This window comes from Amycolatopsis iheyensis, from assembly GCF_024703995.1.
Lineage (GTDB): Bacteria > Actinomycetota > Actinomycetes > Mycobacteriales > Pseudonocardiaceae > Amycolatopsis > Amycolatopsis iheyensis.
On the sequence record NZ_JAMXQV010000024.1, the window covers coordinates 34,398 to 54,739 of the forward strand.

The 20,342-nt window shown below is 71.5% G+C and carries 21 protein-coding genes; 19 read left to right on the forward strand and 2 right to left on the reverse strand.

What is annotated here, in order from left to right; translation table 11 throughout:
• The first annotated feature begins 9 nt into the window (after positions 1-9).
• From M8542_RS36175 to M8542_RS36225, 11 genes are all read left to right on the forward strand, one after another.
• Entirely contained in the window at positions 10-636 is a 627-nt protein-coding gene (locus M8542_RS36175) for a hypothetical protein (protein WP_257924837.1), read from the forward strand.
• Positions 630-1,649: a hypothetical protein gene (locus M8542_RS36180; protein ID WP_257924838.1), complete on the forward strand. Its 1,020-nt coding sequence runs from the start codon at positions 630-632 to the stop codon at positions 1,647-1,649. The genes M8542_RS36175 and M8542_RS36180 overlap by 7 nt, the downstream gene beginning before the upstream one ends.
• Positions 1,650-1,754: 105 nt before the next feature.
• On the forward strand, positions 1,755-2,462 hold the full coding sequence (locus tag M8542_RS36185) for an SAF domain-containing protein (protein WP_257924839.1): 708 nt from the start codon (positions 1,755-1,757) through the stop codon (positions 2,460-2,462).
• Positions 2,462-3,355 (forward strand): CpaE/TadZ family protein, encoded by an 894-nt coding sequence (locus M8542_RS36190; protein ID WP_257924840.1) that lies wholly within the window; start codon positions 2,462-2,464, stop codon positions 3,353-3,355. Before M8542_RS36185 ends, M8542_RS36190 begins: the two co-directional genes overlap by 1 nt.
• Positions 3,352-4,731, forward strand: coding sequence for a TadA family conjugal transfer-associated ATPase (locus M8542_RS36195; protein WP_257924841.1), 1,380 nt, complete (start codon positions 3,352-3,354; stop codon positions 4,729-4,731). The genes M8542_RS36190 and M8542_RS36195 overlap by 4 nt, the downstream gene beginning before the upstream one ends.
• Entirely contained in the window at positions 4,728-5,660 is a 933-nt protein-coding gene (locus M8542_RS36200) for a type II secretion system F family protein (protein WP_257924959.1), read from the forward strand. The genes M8542_RS36195 and M8542_RS36200 overlap by 4 nt, the downstream gene beginning before the upstream one ends.
• Positions 5,657-6,547: a type II secretion system F family protein gene (locus M8542_RS36205; RefSeq protein ID WP_257924842.1), complete on the forward strand. Its 891-nt coding sequence runs from the start codon at positions 5,657-5,659 to the stop codon at positions 6,545-6,547. The genes M8542_RS36200 and M8542_RS36205 overlap by 4 nt, the downstream gene beginning before the upstream one ends.
• Positions 6,548-6,610: 63 nt before the next feature.
• Positions 6,611-6,808, forward strand: a complete 198-nt coding sequence (locus tag M8542_RS36210) for a hypothetical protein (RefSeq protein WP_257924843.1) — start codon at positions 6,611-6,613, stop codon at positions 6,806-6,808.
• Positions 6,809-6,884: 76 nt separating this feature from the next.
• Complete coding sequence (locus M8542_RS36215; protein ID WP_308210316.1) at positions 6,885-7,235, forward strand: TadE/TadG family type IV pilus assembly protein; 351 nt, start codon at positions 6,885-6,887, stop codon at positions 7,233-7,235.
• Positions 7,236-7,302: 67 nt separating this feature from the next.
• Entirely contained in the window at positions 7,303-8,277 is a 975-nt protein-coding gene (locus tag M8542_RS36220) for a hypothetical protein (RefSeq protein WP_257924845.1), read from the forward strand.
• 59 nt (positions 8,278-8,336) lie between these two features.
• The gene (locus tag M8542_RS36225; protein WP_257924846.1) at positions 8,337-8,738 is read left to right on the forward strand and encodes a TadE/TadG family type IV pilus assembly protein; all 402 of its coding nucleotides are present in this window, start codon (positions 8,337-8,339) and stop codon (positions 8,736-8,738) included.
• Between the two features lie 5 nt (positions 8,739-8,743).
• Here the strand turns inward: M8542_RS36225 and M8542_RS36230 are convergent, their stop codons facing one another.
• Positions 8,744-9,271: a hypothetical protein gene (locus M8542_RS36230; protein WP_257924847.1), complete on the reverse strand. Its 528-nt coding sequence runs from the start codon at positions 9,269-9,271 to the stop codon at positions 8,744-8,746.
• 69 nt (positions 9,272-9,340) lie between these two features.
• Between M8542_RS36230 and M8542_RS36235 the strand changes: the two genes are divergently transcribed.
• Positions 9,341-9,814, forward strand: a complete 474-nt coding sequence (locus M8542_RS36235) for a pilus assembly protein TadG-related protein (protein WP_257924848.1) — start codon at positions 9,341-9,343, stop codon at positions 9,812-9,814.
• A gap of 59 nt (positions 9,815-9,873) precedes the next feature.
• Here M8542_RS36235 and M8542_RS36240 read toward each other — a convergent pair whose 3' ends face one another.
• The gene (locus M8542_RS36240) at positions 9,874-10,983 is read right to left on the reverse strand and encodes a DUF4037 domain-containing protein (RefSeq protein WP_257924849.1); all 1,110 of its coding nucleotides are present in this window, start codon (positions 10,981-10,983) and stop codon (positions 9,874-9,876) included.
• Positions 10,984-11,343: 360 nt separating this feature from the next.
• Between M8542_RS36240 and M8542_RS36245 the strand changes: the two genes are divergently transcribed.
• From M8542_RS36245 to M8542_RS36275, 7 genes are all read left to right on the forward strand, one after another.
• Positions 11,344-11,775: a hypothetical protein gene (locus M8542_RS36245; protein ID WP_257924850.1), complete on the forward strand. Its 432-nt coding sequence runs from the start codon at positions 11,344-11,346 to the stop codon at positions 11,773-11,775.
• Positions 11,775-14,705 carry a BTAD domain-containing putative transcriptional regulator gene (locus M8542_RS36250; protein ID WP_257924851.1) on the forward strand — a complete coding sequence of 977 codons (2,931 nt, stop codon included), beginning with the start codon at positions 11,775-11,777 and terminating at the stop codon, positions 14,703-14,705. Before M8542_RS36245 ends, M8542_RS36250 begins: the two co-directional genes overlap by 1 nt.
• A gap of 932 nt (positions 14,706-15,637) precedes the next feature.
• Positions 15,638-15,811 (forward strand): hypothetical protein, encoded by a 174-nt coding sequence (locus M8542_RS36255; protein ID WP_257924852.1) that lies wholly within the window; start codon positions 15,638-15,640, stop codon positions 15,809-15,811.
• 254 nt (positions 15,812-16,065) lie between these two features.
• A complete protein-coding gene (locus tag M8542_RS36260; protein WP_257924853.1) occupies positions 16,066-16,404 on the forward strand; it encodes a hypothetical protein in 339 nt (112 codons plus the stop codon).
• Positions 16,405-16,461: 57 nt separating this feature from the next.
• Positions 16,462-17,679 carry an AAA family ATPase gene (locus tag M8542_RS36265; RefSeq protein WP_257924854.1) on the forward strand — a complete coding sequence of 406 codons (1,218 nt, stop codon included), beginning with the start codon at positions 16,462-16,464 and terminating at the stop codon, positions 17,677-17,679.
• Positions 17,676-19,454: a VWA domain-containing protein gene (locus tag M8542_RS36270; RefSeq protein WP_257924855.1), complete on the forward strand. Its 1,779-nt coding sequence runs from the start codon at positions 17,676-17,678 to the stop codon at positions 19,452-19,454. The genes M8542_RS36265 and M8542_RS36270 overlap by 4 nt, the downstream gene beginning before the upstream one ends.
• A 64-nt stretch (positions 19,455-19,518) precedes the next feature.
• Positions 19,519-20,334, forward strand: a complete 816-nt coding sequence (locus tag M8542_RS36275) for a hypothetical protein (protein WP_257924856.1) — start codon at positions 19,519-19,521, stop codon at positions 20,332-20,334.
• Positions 20,335-20,342 lie beyond the last annotated feature (8 nt).

The following is a 20,342-nucleotide window of genomic DNA, read 5'->3' on the forward strand; positions in this document are numbered from 1 at the left end:
CGATCTCGCATGATCACTCTGCCCGCCATCTTGCCTGTTCGCACCGTCATACCGCTCGCGCGCACCCAGCACGCGAGTAACCGCTGGCGCCTCGGCGTTGGTGCCGTTGCGGTACTTGGGTTCGCTGTGAGCGCCTGCAGCTCGGGCGGAGCCGACGTGCCGGCATCCTCGGCAAGCACACCGGCGGCCGTGGTTCCGACCGCCACGACCGCATCACCCGCCAGCACGGCGAAGCAGAAAGCCGTGGACGCTTACCTGGGTATGTGGCGGGACGTCGCCGCCGTGGCGATCACCTCGGACTGGCGGTCGCCCCGGCTGGCCGAGCACGCCACCGGTGACGCGCTCTCGGTGCTCTCGCGTCAGCTCTACGCCGATCACTACAACGGCGTGGTCAGCAAAGGCGCTCCGGTCAATTCGCCGGTCGCCCAGTCCGTCGACTCGCCCTACGAGCCCAAAACGGTCGTGATCCGCGACTGTTCTGATGCGAGCACCTGGCTGAAGTACCGGGCGGACAACGGGAAACCGGCCGATGACAAGCCCGGCGGCAAGCACTTGATCGACGCCGAAGTCAAGCTGGCCGTCGATGGTTCCTGGCGCGTGACCCGCTTCGCCGTGGAACGGACCGGATCATGCTGACCGCGGCGCACCGGTTCGGCATCGTCGCCACCGTCACCTCGGCGGCGATGTTCGCGGGCATCACGCCGGCGCTCGCGCGGGACTGGTACGGCGACGTCGACTGTGGACAGTCGACTTATCCCGGCTGTGAACTGGGCGCGGGCCAACGCGGCCACGATGCGCCCGCACCGGGGTCGGACCCGCAGCCCACCGCGCCGAAAAACCACTCCGGCCAGCGCGACACAACCACGCCGCCGGGAGACCGGATTGTCGGCGGCGAGGACACCCGGGCGGACTGCTCGTACGTCCGAAGCGACTATCAGCCACCCTCCACCGGAATCCAAACCGCGAGCCATCGCCTCGGCCACTCATCGTCCGACGGCGTAAGGTTCGCCTCCCTGGAGCGGTCCACCTCGCACGAGCCCCGGCTGGTGCAGGCACCCGGTCAGGCCGGGGCTTGGTACGTCTACCAGTGCTCCGGTCCGGGTTCGCGCGATGCGCTGTTCCGAGCGCCGGTGTGGATCCCCGACGGGCAAGCCCCCGGCGCGGCGGCGGTGCCCTCGCCGCAGCAACTGGCCGAGCAGGCCCGCTCGCAGCTGCGGCTGCCGAGCCCGGTAATCGGCTCGAGTCCGGCAGGCACGCAGCTGGTCCGGTTGCCGACGTGGCTGTGGCTGGACCGGGCGATGTGGCAGCCGCGCTCGGCGACGGCCTCGGTGCCCGCGGTGTCGGTCACCGCGACCGCGACCCCGACATCGGTGTCCTGGTCCACCGGCGACGGAGCCACGGTGACCTGTAACGGTCCCGGAACCCCGTTCCCGGCCGGCGGAGCCGCGCAGGCCACGTCGCCGGACTGCGGACACACCTACCAGAAATCCTCGGCCGCGAGTCCCGGCGAACGGTTCCCGGTCACCGCCACGGTGTCGTGGCGCATCACCTGGGTGGGCGGCGGAGCCGCAGGCGCGTTTCCGGACCTGACCACCAGCGCCGTCGGCGCACTGCGGGTTGCGGAAGCGCAGGCGCTCGTCACCGGATAAGTCCTGCGCACCGTGCCTGCACCACCCGACTTCCGTTTCCTGATCTCGTTCTCGCTCGCCGCGGATTCCGCGGGCACGGGCGAGCTACACCTGGAGGGACGACCCATGACCAGCACTGACACTCCGGCGCGCGGCCAGAAGCCTGCCGGTGCAGTGGCGCCGTCGTCGTGGCTGGACCGCACCGGCACACCCGCCACACCGACCTCCCGGCACCCGCGGAGAGTGCCGCATCTGGCTGCCGGGGCAATGCTCGTCGTGTGCTGCGCCGGCGGAACCGTTTGGTGGACGACCAGCACCCAGGACCGGACGCCGACCCTGGCGGTGGCCAGGGCCGTGACCGTGGGGCACGTGCTGTCCATGGCGGACCTGCGCACCGTCGATGTCTCCGCATCTGCGGGTACCGTCCTCGTCCCGGCCGACGAAGCTGCCGGCGTCCTCGGTCGACCGATGGCGACCAACCTCGGGCCTGGAGCCCTGTTGACCCCGGACGCCGTCGGCGCCGCACAGCTGCCCGTTCCGGGCCGGGCGATCGTTGCTGTCGGGGTCAAACCCGGACAATTCCCGCCCGCACTGACCGCCGGCGCCCCGATCACCGCGATCGTCACCGCCGCTGGGACTCAGCCCGCGACCACGGGGCAGGCGCCCGTGGCAGGCACGACCTGGCGCGCCATCGTGGCTGGCGTTGCACCGGCGGCCACGGACCAGACGACTGTGGTGTCGCTCGACCTCTCCGCCGCCGACGCCGAGGCGCTGGCCCAGGTGCCGGCCGACCGGCTCGCCCTGGTGATGCGGCCCGCGGGCGGTGGCCGGTGATGCTGATCGCGTTGTGTTCCGTTCACGGCTCGCCGGGCGTGACCACCCTGGCCGTCGCCCTCGCCGCGCACTGGCCCGACACGAACCGACCCCGCCGGTTGATCGCCGAGATCGACCCGGCCGGCGGCGACCTGGCGATACGGTTGCACCTGCCGACCACACCGGGACTGGCCAGCCTCGCCGCCGCCGCACGCCGGCAGCCTCGCCCCCACGTCGTGTGGGACCACACCCAGGAGCTACCCGGCGGCGCGCGGGTGCTGGTTGCCCCGCCCGGGAGCGGACACGCGCGCGCCGCTCTGCAGATCCTGGCCGGCGCCGCCCACCAGCTGCTGCCCGCTGCCGCTCGCGAACCCGAGGCTGTTGTGCTGGCCGACTGCGGCCGTGTTGATCCCGGCACCCCGGCCGAGGCGATCGCGCGCCAGGCGGACACGCTCGTTCTCCTCACCGGTGCCCGCGACGAGGACCTTGCCCACACTGCGGCGCGGCTGAGCGAGCTGGCCCGCTGGACGCCCCGGCGGGGCCTACTGCTCGCCGGCGACGGCTACCCGACCGCCGAGGTCGAGCGCGAGCTCGGCGTGCCGACCATCGGGCGCCTGCCTCACGATCCGGCCGCCGCGGCCACCTTGACCGGTCATCGACCACCACTCACACACCGCCGCCGAGCAGGCGGACTCGCCCGCCATGTCGCCGCGCTCGCGCGCAGCCTGGCAACACCCGCCTCCGCCGCCGTTGCGCCCGCTGCCACGGCTGCAGGTCAGCAGCACACGGCCGACGGAATCATCGCCCAGCCCTCCCACACCGACCCGTCTCGCGGACGTCGACCTCCATCAGCCGGGAACCTGTCGCGGGGCAGCAATCCGTCGTCCCCGACCGAGCCGGAGCCGCGGCCATGACGGCGAGCAGGCGCCCCACGCAACCGAGCGCGGCCCCCATCGGGGCCGACGGCGCCGAGCAGCGGCTGCACACGCGGCTGCGACGAGCCCTCGCCACGGAGCTGCCCGCACGCGTCGAGGCCGCGACAGGACCAGCGTCGGGGCCGCTTCCGCAGGCGCGGCGGCGAGAGATCGGCCGCGACGTCCTCGACGGCGCGATCGCCGCGCACAGCGAGGCCGAGCTGATCGCCGGCCGCGAACTGGTGGACTCCGGCACCGAGCAGCGGCTCGTCCAGCAGGTGCTGGATGACGTGTTCGGCCTCGGCGGTCTGCAGCCGCTGCTGGACGACCCGACGGTGGAGACGATCGCGGTCAACCGCCACGACCGGGTCTTCCTCCAGCACACCGACGGCCGCCGCACTCAGGCCGCCCCAGTGGCCGCCTCCAACGACGAACTGACCGACCTGATCCGCACCCTGGCCGCACGGGCGTCCTCGGAGGAACGCCGCTTCGACCGCGGCGCACCCGCATTGAACCTGCAGCTACCCGGCGGCGAGCGCCTGTTCGCCGTACTGGGATTGACGGCAGGCGGGGTAACGGCATGCACGATCCGCCGGCACGGCTACCTCACCGCCACCCTCGCCCAGCTGCGCCGCCGCGGCACCCTCGATGCTGGCCTGGAACGCTTCCTGCGCGCGATCGTCCGAGCCCGGAAGAACACGATGATCACCGGCGGCACCGGCGTCGGGAAAACCACGATGCTGCGTGCGCTGGCCGACGAGATGGATCCGCTGGAACGCCTCGTGACCATCGAGGACGCCTTCGAGCTCGGCCTCGGGCTGGATCCCGCGCGCCACGCCGACGTCACCGCATTGCAGGCACGCGAGGCCAACGTGGAGGGCGAAGGCGCGATCGACCAGGCCGAGCTCGTTCGCTGGGGCCTGCGGATGAGCCCGGACCGGGTGATCGTCGGCGAGATCCGCGGACCCGAGGTCATCCCGATGTGCAACGCCATGTCCCAGGGCAACGACGGCTCCATGGCCACCCTGCACGCCTCGTCGTCGAAGATCGCGTTCACCCGACTTGCCTCCTACGCCGCGCAGGGGCCCGAGCGGCTGCCACTGGAAGCCACCGCACTCCTGGTCGCCTCGGCGGTGCACTTCGTCGTGCATCTCGATCGCGCCGCCGACCGCACGACCCGGGTCATCTCCTCCATCCGCGAGGTTGTCGACGCCGAGGCCGGTTCGGTGATCTCCAACGAGGTCTACCGCCGCGGCCCAGACCGCCGCGCGGTGCCGGTGGCCGGGGCGTTGCGCGCGGACACCCTCGAGGACCTGATCGCGGCCGGATTCGACCCCGACCTGCTCTGCCGCCCGGAGGGCTGGTGGACGCCATGAACCCCGCCACCACCACTGTCACCGCCGCCGCGCTCGGTCTGGGGACCGCCGTCGGCGTCATCCTGATCGTCGCCGCGTGCCGCCGAACCGCCGCGGTATCGCCATCCGCCCGTGGTGCCGGACTGGTGCGTGCCATACACGGCTTGGTCGGCAACCGGCGTGCACTGGTCCGCCTGACGGTGGCGGCCGGCGCGGGCCTGTTGGCAGGGGTCGTGACCGGGTGGGTGGTCGGTGCTGTGCTGGCTTCCGCCGCGGTGTGGTTCCTGCCGCGGCTGGTCGGCCCGGACCGCACCCACGCCCGCCGGGTCGCGCGGATCGAGGCGATCGCCTCCTGGACGGAGATGCTGCGCGACGTGCTCTCTGCGGCGGCTGGGCTCGAGCAAGCCATTCTTGCCACCGCCCCGCTCGCCCCGGCGGCGATCCGCGGCGAGGTCGCCACCCTCGCCGCGCGCCTGGAAAGCGGGCAGCGCCTCGCGCCGGCGCTGCGGGCCCTGGCATCCGAGCTGGACGACCCAACCGCGGACCTCGTCCTCGCCGCCCTCGTGCTCGCCGCCGAGCACCAGGCCCGCCAGCTCGGCGACCTCCTCGGCTCACTCGCCACCACCGCCCGCGGGCAAGCCGCGATGCGGATGCGGGTGGAAACCGGGCGGGCCCGGACCCGCACCTCGGTCCGGGTCATCGTCGCCACCACCCTCGCCTTCGCCGCCGCGGTCGTGCTGGCCAACCGCGCCTACCTCGACGTCTACAACACCGCCACCGGCCAGATCGTCCTGCTGCTCATCGGCGGCCTGTTCGCCGCCGGATTCGCCTGGCTCTCCCGCATCGCAACCAGCGGCCGACCGACCCGCGTTCTGGCCTTGAACGCCCCGGATGCGGCCGGAACACCCGACGGTGACGAGCCGATCGCCGGGGGAGGTGAGCGCTTGTGATCGCGCTCCTGCTGGGCGCTGGCGCCGGCGTCGGCTGGTGGCTGCTGCTGACCTGGATCCTGCCTCCCCGCCCGGCGCTGCACGCCCGGCTCGCCCAGCTGCGCACCCGACCACCGGACGCGCCGATCGTCGTCGCAGACGAGGCGGCCTGGGTCACTGCCTGGGCGCGGTTGTTCGCGCCTGGCCTGCGGAAGCTCGGACTGCCCGGAGCAAAAGTCGAGGCCGATCTGCGGATGACCGGCCGTGGCACTGACACCCACCTTGCCGCGAAAGCCCTGCTCACCACCGCCGGGCTGCTCGCGCCGTGGCTCCTGCAAGCCCTCCTCGCCCTCGGTGGCCTGTCGCCGGGCGCCGAGGTTCCGCTGCTGGCCGGGCTCGTACTCGCCGCACTCGGGTTCCTGACCCCCGATCTGGACGCCCGGGGGAAGGCCACCCGGCTGCGGCGCGAGTTCCGCGACGCGCTCTCGGCGTTCCTCGACCTCGTCGGGATCACCCTCGCCGGCGGAGCCGGCGTCGAGGCCGCCCTCGGCGACGCCGCGGCCGTCGGCGCGGGCCCGGCGTTCGAGGCGATCCGCCGCGCCCTGCGCACTACACAGCTGACCCGCAGCACCCCGTGGACCACCCTGCGCCGGCTCGGCGAAGAACTCGACATCACCGAACTGGCCGAACTCGCCGCCTCGATCTCCCTGGCCGGCACCGAAGGCGCCCGCATCCGCGCCTCGCTCGCGGCGAAAGCCCAAGCCCTGCGCACCCACCAGGTCACCGACGCCGAAACCGACGCCCAAGCCGCCACCGAACGCATGGCCCTGCCGGTCACGGTGCTGTTCCTCGGATTCCTGGGATTTATCGCCTACCCCGCGGTGATCCAAGTCCTCAATGGACTCTGACCGCTCCGTACCCCACTTGAACCCGGGAAAGGCAATGAACCACAACGGAAAGAAGACACCACCATGTTGCACCACATCCGGACACTCTGGCAATTGACGCGAGCACGCATCACCCTGCTGCGCGCCGAGCCGGAACGCGGAGAGATCACCACCACGGTCATCGTCACCGCCCTGATGGCCATCGCCGCGATCGCCATCATCGCGATCATCGTGGCGAAATTGGTCCAGAAGGCGAACTCGATCGACCTCGGGCTGGGCTGACATGCTCGGCAGATCCGCCCGAGTTCAGCGCTTGCTGGCTCGTGTGCGGCGCGCTGTGGCGGGCGATCGGGGAGCGGTGACCGTCGAGCTGGTGATCGCGACGCCATTGCTGCTGCTGGCGTTGCTGACGATCATCCAGTTCGCGCTGTGGTCTCACGCCACCCACGTCGCGCAGGCCGCCGCGTCCCAGGCGCTGGCGGCGGCTCGCGTGCAGGACGGCAGCAGCAGCGCCGGACACGCCGCGGGACAGCAGCTGCTCGACGAGCTCGCCGCGGGCCCGCTGCGCGACCCGCAGATCGACCTCACGCGGACCGCGACCTCGGCGACGGTGAGCATCCGCGGAGAGGCGACCGCCGTCCTGCCCGGTGTGCACGTTCCCGTGCATGCCGAAGCCGCTGGGCCCGTGGAGAGGTTCGTCGGCACGTAGGCGGCTGCCGTGCCTTGAGACCCCGTGTTGTGGCAGACATTCGACGCTTGGCCGAAAGGAAGACCCGATGACACAGAAAGAACTGCACTCGACAGGGTCACCGGTGCAGGCAGCCATGTTTCCGGACGGGCCGGATTCGGTGCTGCGCAACCCCGATGTCTCCGAGACGCAATGGCACCGGGAACTGGTCCGGGCCGCGTTGTATCCGTGGCTCTTCCTCACTGAACTCGCCGGGATTCTGCTGCTCGTGCTCGCGGGCGTGCTGGGGGACGGTGTCGCCGCGGTGCTCGCGCTGAGCGCGGGAATTTTGACTGTGAGTGGGAGCGTGTTGGCCGGCTGGCATCGTGCCAGCCGCATCGAGTCCGACCACCGTCACGGTCCGGCACGTCCCTGCCGTCTGGACCGGGTGCGGGGAGAGTTCTTTCTCCGTAGCCGCGACTTCAGCGGCCTCGGCACCGCGAGTGCGGCGGCACGGACGCTATTCACCGGCGTGGACGAGCTCTACCGCAGCCCTGCCCGCGACTGGATCGACCCGGCGCTGTGCACTGAGGTGCATCGGGTGGCGTGGCAGGCGTTGTGCTGCCTGGACCGCACGCGCGGCGCCCGCGGGCTCGCTGCGGAACTCGCCGCCGACCCCGATTCCGCGGTCGGCGACCTCGCCGCCGCGGCGCGCCACGCTGTGACCGCCATCGACGACGCGCTGGAGGAGGTCGTGAGCCACATTCACGGCTGCCTCGCGCTGACCCGCGCCTGGGAGGCCAAACTGCGCCACACCGACCTCACCGCCCGGGCCGAACACACGCTCGCCGCCCTGCCCGGCCCCGACCAGCTGCGGCGACTGTCCGAGGCCGCCGAAGCCCTGCCGCAAGCCGTGTTCGCCTACATCACCGCCGCCCGCGACGTCACCGACGCCGGACCATTCCCCTGGGAACAGCCCACCCCGTCCCGGCCGCGTCGTCGCCGCGACCTCGCGTCCCGCCTCAGCGCGCTCTTCGCGAGGACACCGCTCGGACCTCCCCGAGCCGGCGACGGCACGCCTTGACAGCAACGGCAGCACCGCGGACGCCGCGGCACCGGTGGTGGACCGGCGACCGTGGTTCGGTGACGGCTGAGGCCGTGCTCCTCACCCCCATCCTGGTGCTGCTGCTGGTGTTCATCGCGGTCGTGGTCCATCGCGGTGTCGACGCCCGGATGCGCCTCGACGACGTAGCGCACCAGGCTGCCCGCGCCGCCAGCCTGCAACGCACCACCACCGCCGCGGCCGTCGCGGCTCGCGACACGGCCACGTCCGCACTCGCGCAGGCCGGGATCGCCTGCCACGACGTGTCGACCAGCACCACGACCACGGCCGCCCCGGGCGGGACGGTCATCGTCGTCGTGCGGTGCACCGTCGATGTCGCCCAGGCCCTGCTGCTCGGCGTTGCGAGCCGGGCCGTGCAGGCCACCGCGACCGAAGTCATCGACACCTACCGGTCCCAAGCTCAGCTGCCGGAGTTCCGATGAGCGCATCAGTGCGCGGACCCCGCGCCCGCGAGGCATGCGCGGACCTGGCGTCCGGTCAGCGTCCGGTGCTCGAGCAGCCCCGTCGCGACGTGGCCGATCTGCGGCCAGTGCCGGTTGATCAGGTCCCGTGCGATGCCCGCCCACGGGTCGGCCCGTCGAGCGGGGAGCCCGTACGCCCGGCGCGCGCGGGCGATGAGCCCGAGGTCGTCGTGGCCGCCGTGCAGGTAGGCATCGAGCGTGATGTCCTCGGCCGTCAGGTCCTCCCGCCGCAGCTCGACCGCATCGGTGGTGTCGAGGATGTGGCGGGCCTGGGCCAGCGGCCCGGCGTGCGCGACTACTGCGACCGAGGACAGGTCCACCTGGCGCGGCCGGACCGCGGTGAACCCGGCCCGCCCGGTGCCGCGGGGGCGCAGGGTGACATACCGAAGCGAACGGCCCTGCAGCACGTAGACGACTGCGTGACCGGCCTCGTGCCAGGCGGTCAGCCTGTCCTCGCGCGAGCACGGCGTGGGCGGATGCGGCGCGTCGGTCACACCGGACAGTCTGCTCGACCGCTTGGTGCGTCGGCTGCGGGGACGCGCGGCGCGGCCGGGTGGCGGCGGGTGCGGTGGCGGAGCGAGGACGGCCAGGTCACAGCCTTCGTCGTCGTCCTGCTGATCGGCATCCTCGCTCTCGCTGGTCTGGGACTGGACGGCGGGCTCGCGCTCGCGGCGAAAGTCCGGGCAACCGGCCAGGCGGAGTCCGCGGCCCGCGCCGGCGCCCAGGCGATCGACCTCGGCCTCTATCGCACCACCGGCCGGCTCCGGCTCGTCCCCGCGCAGGCCGACGCGCTCGCCCGCGGCTACCTCGCCGGGATCAGCGCCACCGGGACCGTCACCGTCGCCGACGACACCGTGACCGTCACCGTCACGACCACCCAGCCGACCCAGCTGCTCTCGCTGATCGGCGTGCGCCAGATCCACGCGCACGGCACCGGCTCCGCCCACCCGCAACTCGGCGTGTCCAGCGTTTCCCTGGGGTTCGCGAATTCTGAAGTATTGAACGGCGGGAACAGAAGTGCTGGTGGTGCGTCATGACGGTACCTGCACGCTTCGGTCCAGCAACCGACGGGCAGTGGTGGCCGACTCCGACCGGATCAGGAATCTGGTGTGGACCTTGCTGCGGTCAGGACGTCGGTCACGGAGCGAGTTACTGTGCGATCGCCGAGCAGATCGGTGTTGTCGGCGAATTGGTCGACGGCCCCGGTGAGTGGCAAGGCGCGAAGTTCGGGGTCGGTGATGCTGGCGACGAGTGCCTGGCTGAATCGCTCGGCGTGCAGAACCTGGAACGGCCTATCGTGGTAGGGGCGGATGCTGGGGTCGAGCGGCTCGGTGAGCCTGAGTTGGTTGTGCAGCTCGGCGATGGCCGAGTAGGCCGTGGCGAGGTGGTCTTCCCGTTCGTGCCAGGTGGTGGCGGCGAGCGCCGCGGCCAGTGCCGGGGTGATGTCGGCGGCGACGGGGAGTTGGGCGAAGGCGCTGCCGAGCCACTTGCTGTAGGGCGGGTAGCGGCGGTGCATGAGCAGGCTCAGCCGCATGAGGTCGCGGACCAGTCGGGCCGCGACGACGGCCGAGCCGAGTTCATCGCCGACTTCTCCGCATCGTCCGACAAACGCTTCTTCCTCGGAGATCCGCTGCCATTGGCAGGCCAGCACATAGCGCCAGATCTGCTCGGGGTACCAGGCGAGCTGGGAACGAGCGGAGGTGAGTTCGCCTGTGTGGTCGTGAAAGACCGCACCGGTGGTGATCTCGGCCAGGGTCTGGGTCGGGGTGGCGAGCCAGTCGAGTGTGGTGATGGCGTCCCGTGGATCGAATCCCAGGTGCTGGGCGAACCACAGCTCGAGGCTGGTGACGTCGACGCGGTGGAAGACTGGGCCGTCGGTGACCGCCATGTAGCGCACGTGCTCGTTCTCGGTGGGAGCGAAGTTCGTCGGGTAGCCGTGGAACGTCTTGGGCAGCTCGTTGCTCAATGCCGTGACGATGTCGTGAGCGTGCTTGTCCGCGTCGTGGGGGTGCAGGAACAACTGCAGGCGTGGTCCCCATTCGTGGTCAGCGGATCGGGCGGTGTCGAAGCCGAGGACTTCCGAGCCGGCGCCGATCCGCGCGGCGGTGTGGGGCAAGTCCCCGAAGTGCGCGTGGATCAGCGGGCGTACTGCCTCGTGGTAGAAGCGGCGCGACAGTTCCAGCCCGGGGATGAACGAGTGACCCATAGGTGGCATGGTGCCGCGAAGGGCGTGCGTCCCGCGACCGGATATCGCCGGTGTCGCTCAGAGTTCATCGATATCAGGCGGGTCGAGGACAGTGGTGTAGCGCTCGGCACCTGCGACGGACAGGCCGAACTCAGCCAGCGTCACGGGGACCCCTGTTCATCGGGAGACGGAATCTGCCTAGAACATCGGCACTTCGTCAGAAATCTCGACCTTCGATCGGATTCTCCACGCGATCGAATGAACCCGCCCCTACCAGGTCAAAGGCTCGACCTGGGACCGAGATCCCCCGGTGAACTCGCGACATTTCATGCACTCGAGCACTGACGCCGACAGAACCCATCACGAGAAGGGAAACCCGGCATGGTCACATCGGACGAGGAGATCACCCGCCGCCTCACCGAAACCGACACCGCGCGCAGCGCGCGCCGGCAGCAGGCGGCCACCATCGTGGGCGAGCTGGCTCGCCGGCACACCGAGCTGGCCGGGGCGATCGCCGCGCTTGAACGCGAGCTCGGCGAGGCGCTGACCGCGGCCGGCGACGTCATCGACATACCCGAGCTGGCCGCGGTCACCGACGTCGCCGTCGACGACCTGACCCGCTGGCGCAACCAGGCCGTCAAACCCGCCCGCAGCGGCAAGCGCAAGCGCCCCCACACCAAAGGCGACACCACCGGTACCACCAAGCCAACCGCCACCGCGCCGCGCGTCGCCCGACAGGTCGCGCCGGCACTACCGGCCGCATCCGAGCCCGTCGGCGCCACGTCGGCCGCGGCCGACGCGGCGCGCCGCTGATGACCGCGCCGGTCGGCCGCACACGGATCGCCCGCACCGCACGGTTTGTCGGCCGGGTGGTGCGCGGGCTGCTCGCGGCTACGTTGCTGGCCGCCCTGGTGGCAGGGCTTCCCGCCGCACTGATCGTCGGCGTCGGCTGGCCCCTGCCGGGCCACGTCCCGAGCGTGGATGAGATCGGCGCGTTGCTGATGGCGCCGATGTCGGCGCATGTCCTGCTCGACATGCTCGCGTGCCTGGCCTGGCTGCTGTGGCTGGTCTTCGTCGTCGACGTCGCTGGCTGCGCCGTCGACGTCGCCCGGGGCGCGCGGTGGTCGCATCTGCGGCGGCAGCGTGGGCCGGTGCGACGGATCGCGGCCGTGCTCGTCGGCGCCCTGCTGATCGCCGTACTGGGCCGCACCGCCACCGCCGCACCCGCCGGGCCGACCGGTGCCGTACGCCCCGGCGGGAACACCGCACTCGTCGCGACTGCACGCACCAAAACGGTGCCAACCACCGTCATTCCGATCGCCGGTGAGCACACCGTAATGTCGCTGACGGAGCGCCGGACATCGGCCGAGCCGGGAACCGAACGGGTCCGGCCGCCGGCGGACGGGGTGCACGACTCGCTGTGGCGGGTCGCGCAGCGCCGCCTGGGCGACGGGGACCGGTGGCCGGAGGTCTGGGCCCTCAACGAGGGCAGCACGCAGCCGGGCGGGCGGGTGCTGACCAGCCCGAATCTGATCCATCCCGGCGACCGTCTCCGCCTCCCCGGGAATGGCCCGCCCGCCGCGCCCGCGGTAGCGCCCCGGCTCGCGCCGGCCAATCCGCCGCCACCCGCGACCGAGCCCGCGCCGCCGACGCCCAGCACCACTGCGCCACCGTCCACCGCGCCGGCCCCGTCCACAGCGCCGACCGTGGCGCCGACGGCGGCCGAGCCCGTCACGGGTGCGGCGTCGTGGGATGGCGGCGAGGTGTTCGTCAGCCTCGGCCTGGCCGCGGCCGTCAGCGCGCTGCTGCTGCTCGCCCGGCACCGCCGCAACGCCCGCTACCGGCCCGGCAGCGGGCGCCGCGACGACGACCTGCCGATCGCGCCCGTGGTGTACCAGCTGCGGCTGGCTCACCTGCGCGACCACCAACACGACGACACCGAGCCCGACACCGAGCAGCACGGCGAGGCCGGCCACACGCTCGACGACCCTGCCGCACACGAGCACCGCCACGAAATTCCTCAGGTCACCGCGGCAGCCGACGACGCAGCCCGGCTGCGTGCGCTCGCGCCTCGTATCCGGCGGGTGGTCGCCGGGCCGCCTGGCGGGGGAGTGCAGGCATCGACGGCGGCGGTGGACATCGCGCTCGATGCGACCGCGTCGGGTGTCGACGGCGCAACGACCGACGCCGCATCCGGTGGGGGAGTGCGGGTTGCTCTCGATCTGGCCAGAGTCCACGGCCTCGGCCTCGTGGGACCCGGCGGCTACGCCGCGGCCCGCGCGCTGCTGCTCACCATCCTCGCCGCTGGGCCGCAGGGCCGGCCGGCGCCGGCGGTGCTCGTGCCCGTCACGGATTTGGCCCGCCTGCTCGGCCTGCCACCATCAGCAGGGGACTTGCCGGACACGGTCACCGTCGTGCCCGATCTGGACACCGCGCTGACCGCCCTCGACGCGCCGCACCCACACCGGCCCACGGTTCTGATCGCGGCGCCCCCGGGCGAGATGGATCAGCAGGCGAGGCTGCAGCAACTGCTCGACAACGGCGCCCAGCACGGCCTCACCGCGCTGCTGCTGGGCCAATGGCGCGCCGGGGTGACCGCCTACGTCACCGCCGGCGGGATCATCTCCGCGACCGACCCGGGACTCGGCGAACCGCTGCGCGGCACCCGCGCCTTCACGCTGCCCGAGACCGCCACCCGCGACCTGCTGGCCTTCCTGCGTGCCACCCAGGCCCCCGGCCGAGCCGGTGATGCCGGTGCTGAGACCGAACCGCACACCGGACAGTGGGCTAAGTCGCCCAGGCTCGGGGACACCGGAGGCGGTCCTGATCGCCTGGAAATCACCGCGGGCCCGCCGGCGTTGGAGCCACGCCCCAGCGAGCCCGGCGAGCCGCGCCCGCTGCCACCACCGGCGGCGGCCACGGACCCGGGGAAACCTGCCTCGCTGCTGCTGACGGTGTTCGGCACCCCGGCCCTGCACTGGCGACCCGATACTGGAGGCCCCGGGGCGGAGCCGCGCGACCTGTCCGGGGAGCTGAGCAGCCGACCGCTCGAACTACTGGTATTTCTCGCGGTGCATCCCGGCGGGGTATCCCGGGACGGGATCGTCGATGCCCTCTGGCCCAACGAGCCGCCCCGCAACCCCGCCAGCGTGCTGCGCACGGTGCTCTCCCGGATCCGCCGCACCCTCGACACCGCCACCCGCGGAGCCGGCGGCGAGCTGGTCCTGGCCGAGCACGGCCACTACCGGCTCGACCCGGCCGTCGTGGACGTGGACTACTGGGACTTCGCCGCTGCGGTCACCCGCCGCCGCCTTGCCACCACACCCGAGCAGCGCGCCGACACTTACGAGGCGATCGTGGCGCACTACGGCGGCTTGCTGGCCGACGGCCTGGACACCGAGTGGCTGGGCGCCGCGCGGGAAGCGACCCGCCGCGACGCGCTCGACGCGGTGGCCGCGCTCGCCCGGGCCCGGGTGGAGACCGATCCCGACTACACCCTGGATCTGCTGGAGACCGCGAGAGCATTCGATCCGCACAATGAGCTGCTCTACCGCGACATCATGCGCCTTCAGCACGCTCTCGGCCGGCACGACGCCATATCCCGCACCCTCACCCTCCTGCAGACTCGCCTGGCCGAACTCGACACCACACCCACTCCTGACACCGTCGACCTCGCCCAGCGGCTGCGTGACCACCACACCGGCATCTCCCTCGGCGACATCCCCCGATCCACTGCCTCATGAATGAGCAACCGGCTATTCTCGACAACGTCTCGACACGACGCCAATCGATGCGTGTTTCGCGCACCGTAACAGCAATTGCACGGAACAGCGAAATGCCTCGATTCCGAGCCGTCACGCGGTCCCTGTTGATGCTAGCGTCGACAGGGACAACACCGCTATCGAGGTCGAAGAAAAAGAATTCAGTGGGCGCGAATGAGTATTCCATGCCAAGTCCGGCGCCGAGGCATGTCGAGTCTCGTGCGCAGTTGCCGCACACCTCGAAGACGCCCTGGTGCCGCATCGCCGGCCGCAGCGGCAGCGCCTCTCGCGCCGGGTCTTCCCCTCTCGTTCCGCGGTCGCCCGGCAGGCTGACCGACACCGGTGACGCGCAGCGTGATTGCCGGCCGTGGGACCACCGACCCGGCCGATCAGCCTCGTCCTCCGGTATCCGGTCAAGCTGGATCCCCCTGTCGCGCGCATCTGTGCAGGTCAACCCGACAGTAGGGGGATCCACCAGTATCCCAGACTCGCTTGACACCAAGCGGGTAAACACATCAGGCCCGGCACCGACGTCAGGCGGCTCCGCCGCGATGTCCACTGGATCGGCTCGTATCCATCGCTCTCGTCCCGGCGCATCCGGCTTCTTCGACTGTTCTATTTTTCCTGCTATTCCTGCTCGCGGCAACGTCTGGCCGGCGCATCCGGTATCAGTGGCGCGACAGCCGTCTAACCTGCGCAAACACTTCCGGAATGGCGCGCCATTTCCGGGAAAAAGTGGGAAAAACTCCCTGAAATTAGCCCGGAAAACTATTGCGCGGACACCGTGGATCGAGTTACGTTTGTTGTGTCACCGGGAAAGCCGGAAGCCGCAAACATTCACCCGCCCGGACGTCAACCGTCAAACCGGGAAATCATGATTGGGGACCACTGTGTGCACCATTGAAGACGACAACGTGACCGTGAACGACAACGGCACGGTGACGATTTCGTGTTACTGCGGGTGGACGGTGGACCGCCCCACGATGGACGCCGCCGACGCGGCCGGACGCGCCCACATCGACGAATACGAAGAAAGCGAACAGCTGTACCGGGAAGACCCGGCCGCGTGGGCTGCATGCCACGGATGACGCCCGCGCGGTCCCGGGCGGCGTCAAGCCGCCACCCGGGATCGGCTGCCATCTGCGCCATCCGATGAAGCCGCGAATGTTGGTGCCGTCGCATCGTGGGCCGAACATCGCCCCACGGTGTCGCCTGAATTCCCGCACCCGCCGCAAAAGTAAGCCGCCGATGGCCACGTCATCAGCCGGCGTGTTGCCCGTAGGTGCTGGCGCGCCCGCACTTGCGCCGTGTCCATTGCGGGCCGATAGGAAGGAAAAGACTTATGGAGCGCGAGTTTGACGGCCACGTTCAGCTAACCCAGTTGGGCGCGGATGGTGACCCGGAGTTTCCGGCACGCATCCGGACCGGGACCGGTGTCATCGCGGGTTTCACCCGTGAGACGACGGAGCAGTTCGTGAAGTGGATCAACATGGTTCGTGCCGCCTTTGGATCCGGCTGGTCCGCCGAGTGGGACGGCGACACGGTGGTCATGACGTTGCATTCGGTTGACTGGGAGCAGGGGAGCGAGCCGGACGAAGTCGTACGACACAACGCGGACGGGAACGGCCGGTTTTGGTTCGGTGGGCGCATGTTCATGTGGGACACGCCGGACGGCGTGTAACGCCACCGCCGCACTCGTGTCCACTGTAGACGATGAACATCTGAAAGGACCGACACGATGACCACCCCCGCCACGACTCCGGCACCGAGCCCCGGGCCCGCCGCCCCGGGCACGGCAATCCGACTGCGCAACGGCGAACTCCGGCGCATGGTGGCCGAACAGCTCGCCCAAGACCCAACTGCCGCACTCACCCCCGGCGCGATCGCGCGAACTCTCGGGCGTTCGTCCGGCGCGGTCGGCAACGCGCTGGCGGTGTTGGAAGCGCGCGGGGAAGCCGCACCGGTCGGCACGAAGCCACTGAGCTACCGCGCGACCCGCAAAACCGCCGACGCCGCCACAACGGCCACCATCACCCCGCGCGCCACCCCCGCCTCCACACCGTCCGCGCCAACCACGCCACCCGCCAAGCCGCCAGCCTCCGCCGCGCTGGTGACCACACCGGTCCGGCGTCCGAACGGGCAGATGTACCACCCGCGCAAACTGTCCGGGCTATCGGACGTGACAGCGCTGCGGCGGCTGCGCGAGGCGGGGGTGTCCGCGCTCATGTACGGCCCACCCGGGACCGGGAAGACCTCGGTGGTGGAGGCCGCGTTCGACGACCTGGTGACCATCCAGGGCGACAGCGACACCGTGACCGACGACTTCGTGGGCTCTTACACCCAGACCCCGGACGGACGCTACGAGTTCGCCTACGGGCCACTGGTGATCGCGATGCGCGAGGGGCGCGCGTTGTTCATCGATGACGCCACCCTGATCCCGCCGACCGTGCTCGCGGTGGTGTATCCCGCGATGGACGGACGCCGCCAGATCCTCATCAAAACCCACAAGAACGAGGTGGTCGACGCTGCGCCCGGGTTCTACGTCGTGGCCGGACACAACCCCGGGGTGCACGGGGCGGTCCTGACGGATGCGCTCTCCTCCCGGTTCGCCGCGCAGATCCAGGTGTCGACCGACTACGACCTCGCCACCCAGCTCGCGATCGACGAGAAAGCGGTCCGGGCAGCGCGGAATCTGGCCACCCGGCAGAAACGGGGCGAGATCGGCTGGGCACCCCAGCTGCGCGAACTGATCGCGTTCAACCGGATCGCCGACGTGCTGGGCATCACCGCCGCCGCCGGAAACCTGGTCGGCATCGCACCCGAGGAGGACCGGGACGTCGTGGCCGAGGTGGTGCGCAACGTGTTCGGCGTCAACGCCGCCCCGCTTTCGCTGGGTCCCCAGTTCGGGCCCGCGCCCACGACCCCCACGCGACCGTCCGGAAAGGACACCCCGTGAGCACCCACGTAGCCGCCCCCGCCGCCACGCCCACCGCCGTGTTCCCCGCCGCCCCCGGATGGCTGGCCTTGTCCGCCGCGTTTGGGGACGAGGTCCCTCTCATCGCCGACCGTGACGACCTGGTGGTGACCGTTGCCCCCGGGGCCGGGCACGGTGCCCCCGCGTGCTTCTTCCCCGACCTGGCCGCCATCGAGGTCGACGGCGTCCACCTGGACCCCGGGGTCGACCCCGCCACGGTCGAACCGCACCGGGTCGGGGACCGCAAACGCTACCGCACCGCGTGGGGCCTGCTCACCCACGAATGCGGCCACGCCAAACACTCCGTGTGGCGCGCTCCCGACGACGCGCCCCCGGGCGCGGTCGCGGCGGCGGACCTGTTGGAAGAGAGCCGGATGGAAGCGGCGCAGGTGCGCCGCCGCCCGGGCGACCGGTACTGGCTGCGCGCCAGCGCCACCAACCTCATCCTCGCCGACACCCGCGCCAGCAACCCCGCCACGGCACCGACGATGTCCCCACAGGACGCCGCGCACAGCGCCGCGCTCCTGCTGGCCCGCGTGGACGCGGGCATCCTCACCCGCCATGAGGTCGCGGACGTCGAGCGCGTGGTGCGCCACATTCTCGGCACCGACACCCTCAGGAAGCTGCGTACCATCTGGCGTGCCGCGCACCGCACCGCCGACGACAACGCCACCGCGATGATCGAACTCGGACGCCGCTGGTGCGACGTCATCGGCACCGACCCCCACCAAACACCCGACACCCCCGACCCCCACGCAACCAACAACGGCAACCCGACCCGGAAGGCAAGCGGGCACGGAGCACCGTCGGCACTGGCGAAGGCGGTCACCAGCGCCGCCTCCGCGATCGGTCGCGCGGTCGTCGCCGAACCCGCCCCCACCGATCCCACCACGCAGGCCCTGGAAGCCCGGGCCGCCGACGGCAAGGCACGCCAGCAAGCGCAGAACGCCGCCACGGCGGTATTCGGGAGCGGTGCCGGAACCGGATACGACCCGAACGCCCGCCACATCCGGGGAACCCGTCCGCCTGGCACCACCGAGCAAACCGCCGCGCGGCAACTGGCCCGCGCGCTGACCACCGCCGGACACCGGGAGCGCACGGCTACCAAAACCCGCTCCACCGTGCCGCCGGGACGGTTGCGGATGCGCGGCGCGATGACCGCCGACGCGCAACGCGCGGCGGGCGCGATCCCCACCGCCGAACCGTTCACCCGCACGACCCGCGCCACCGTGCCCACCCCGCCGCTGCGGCTCGGCATCATCTGCGACGTCACCAAGTCGATGAGCGCCTTCACCGGCCCCGTGGCGTCGGCGGCCTGGATCCTCGCCCACGCCGCCCGCCACACCGCCGTACCCGCCACCACCGCCACCGTGGTCTTCGGCGCAGGCATCGTCACCCCGATCACCCGCCCCGGCATCACCCCCGCGAAGGTGACCGAATTCGGCACCCGGTGGGGCGGGCACGTCATCGACACCGCGATCAGCGCCCTCGACGGTGCCCTCGACCTGTCCCGCCCGAGCGCCGCCCGGCTGCTGGTGATCATCTCCGACGGCAACTTCGAGGCTGACAACCGCGATCGGGCCCAGACGATGCTCGACCGGTTGCGGGACAGCGGATGCGCCGTGTTGTGGCTGGAACCCGCCAAGAACGGCACCGAACCGATGGACGGCTCCACCGTGCACACCCTGACCGACCCGGCCACCACCGCCCGTGCCATCGGACAGGCCGCCACCGCCGCGCTGAGTGCCACCCGGTAGTCCGCGGCCCCGGGCACCCTCCGCGCCCGGGGCCAGCAACCGCCCAGAGGACAGGAGCACCGCCATGCACGCGACACGCGCCACCGCCGGCCCGACCGTCCCGCCGGACGCGGTGACCATCGTTCCCGCTGCCCCGGACCGGGTCCCCCTGCGCACCCCCGAGGGCGTCTGGGCTCTTGTTGTCACAACGGTCGGGCTCACCATCGCGGGATGCGGTACCGATCCGACCGCACCCCATCCCGGCCCGGTACACACCGACATCACCGCGCTGTTCGCCGGATGCTGGCTGCCCGGACCGCCACCCGCGAGCCTCAACCGAGGTGACGTCGCAGTGCGGCTCACCGCGCCGGCGGACCGCGACCGCACACGCGCCGACGTCGAGGTCCTCGCCGCACGCGAGGACGGCTGGACCAGCGTCCGGACCCTGCCCGCCCTGGACACCCGCTGGCCGCATCACGTGGCGACCACGGTGCTGTCCTGGATGAGGGGGTTAGCCGAGGAAGCCGTCCGCACCCTGACGTGGCGAGCGTTCGCCGCTTCGCTCGGCAGCGACTGCGCACACATCGGACCACCTCCCGACGCGGCGGACGCACTCGGAACGCTGATCGACGCCGGACTCGTCGCGGTCGGCGACCACCTGGAATGGAACGAGCACACCGCCACCGTCTGCCCCGGCGGGGCACTGGTTCAGGGCACCGAACTGCGCGAGCTGGGCGGCTCCGCCGTTTCCGCCCTGGCAACCAGCCTCGCGACCCCGGTCACCGTCAACGGCTGGCACCTGTGGCGGCTGGCCCGCGACGGGCGCACGCTCGCCGGCCTTCGCGCCGAACTGGCCGCCCGCTGCCCCGACGGCCCGCCCGCTACTTCGGATCTGCCCTGAAAGGACAC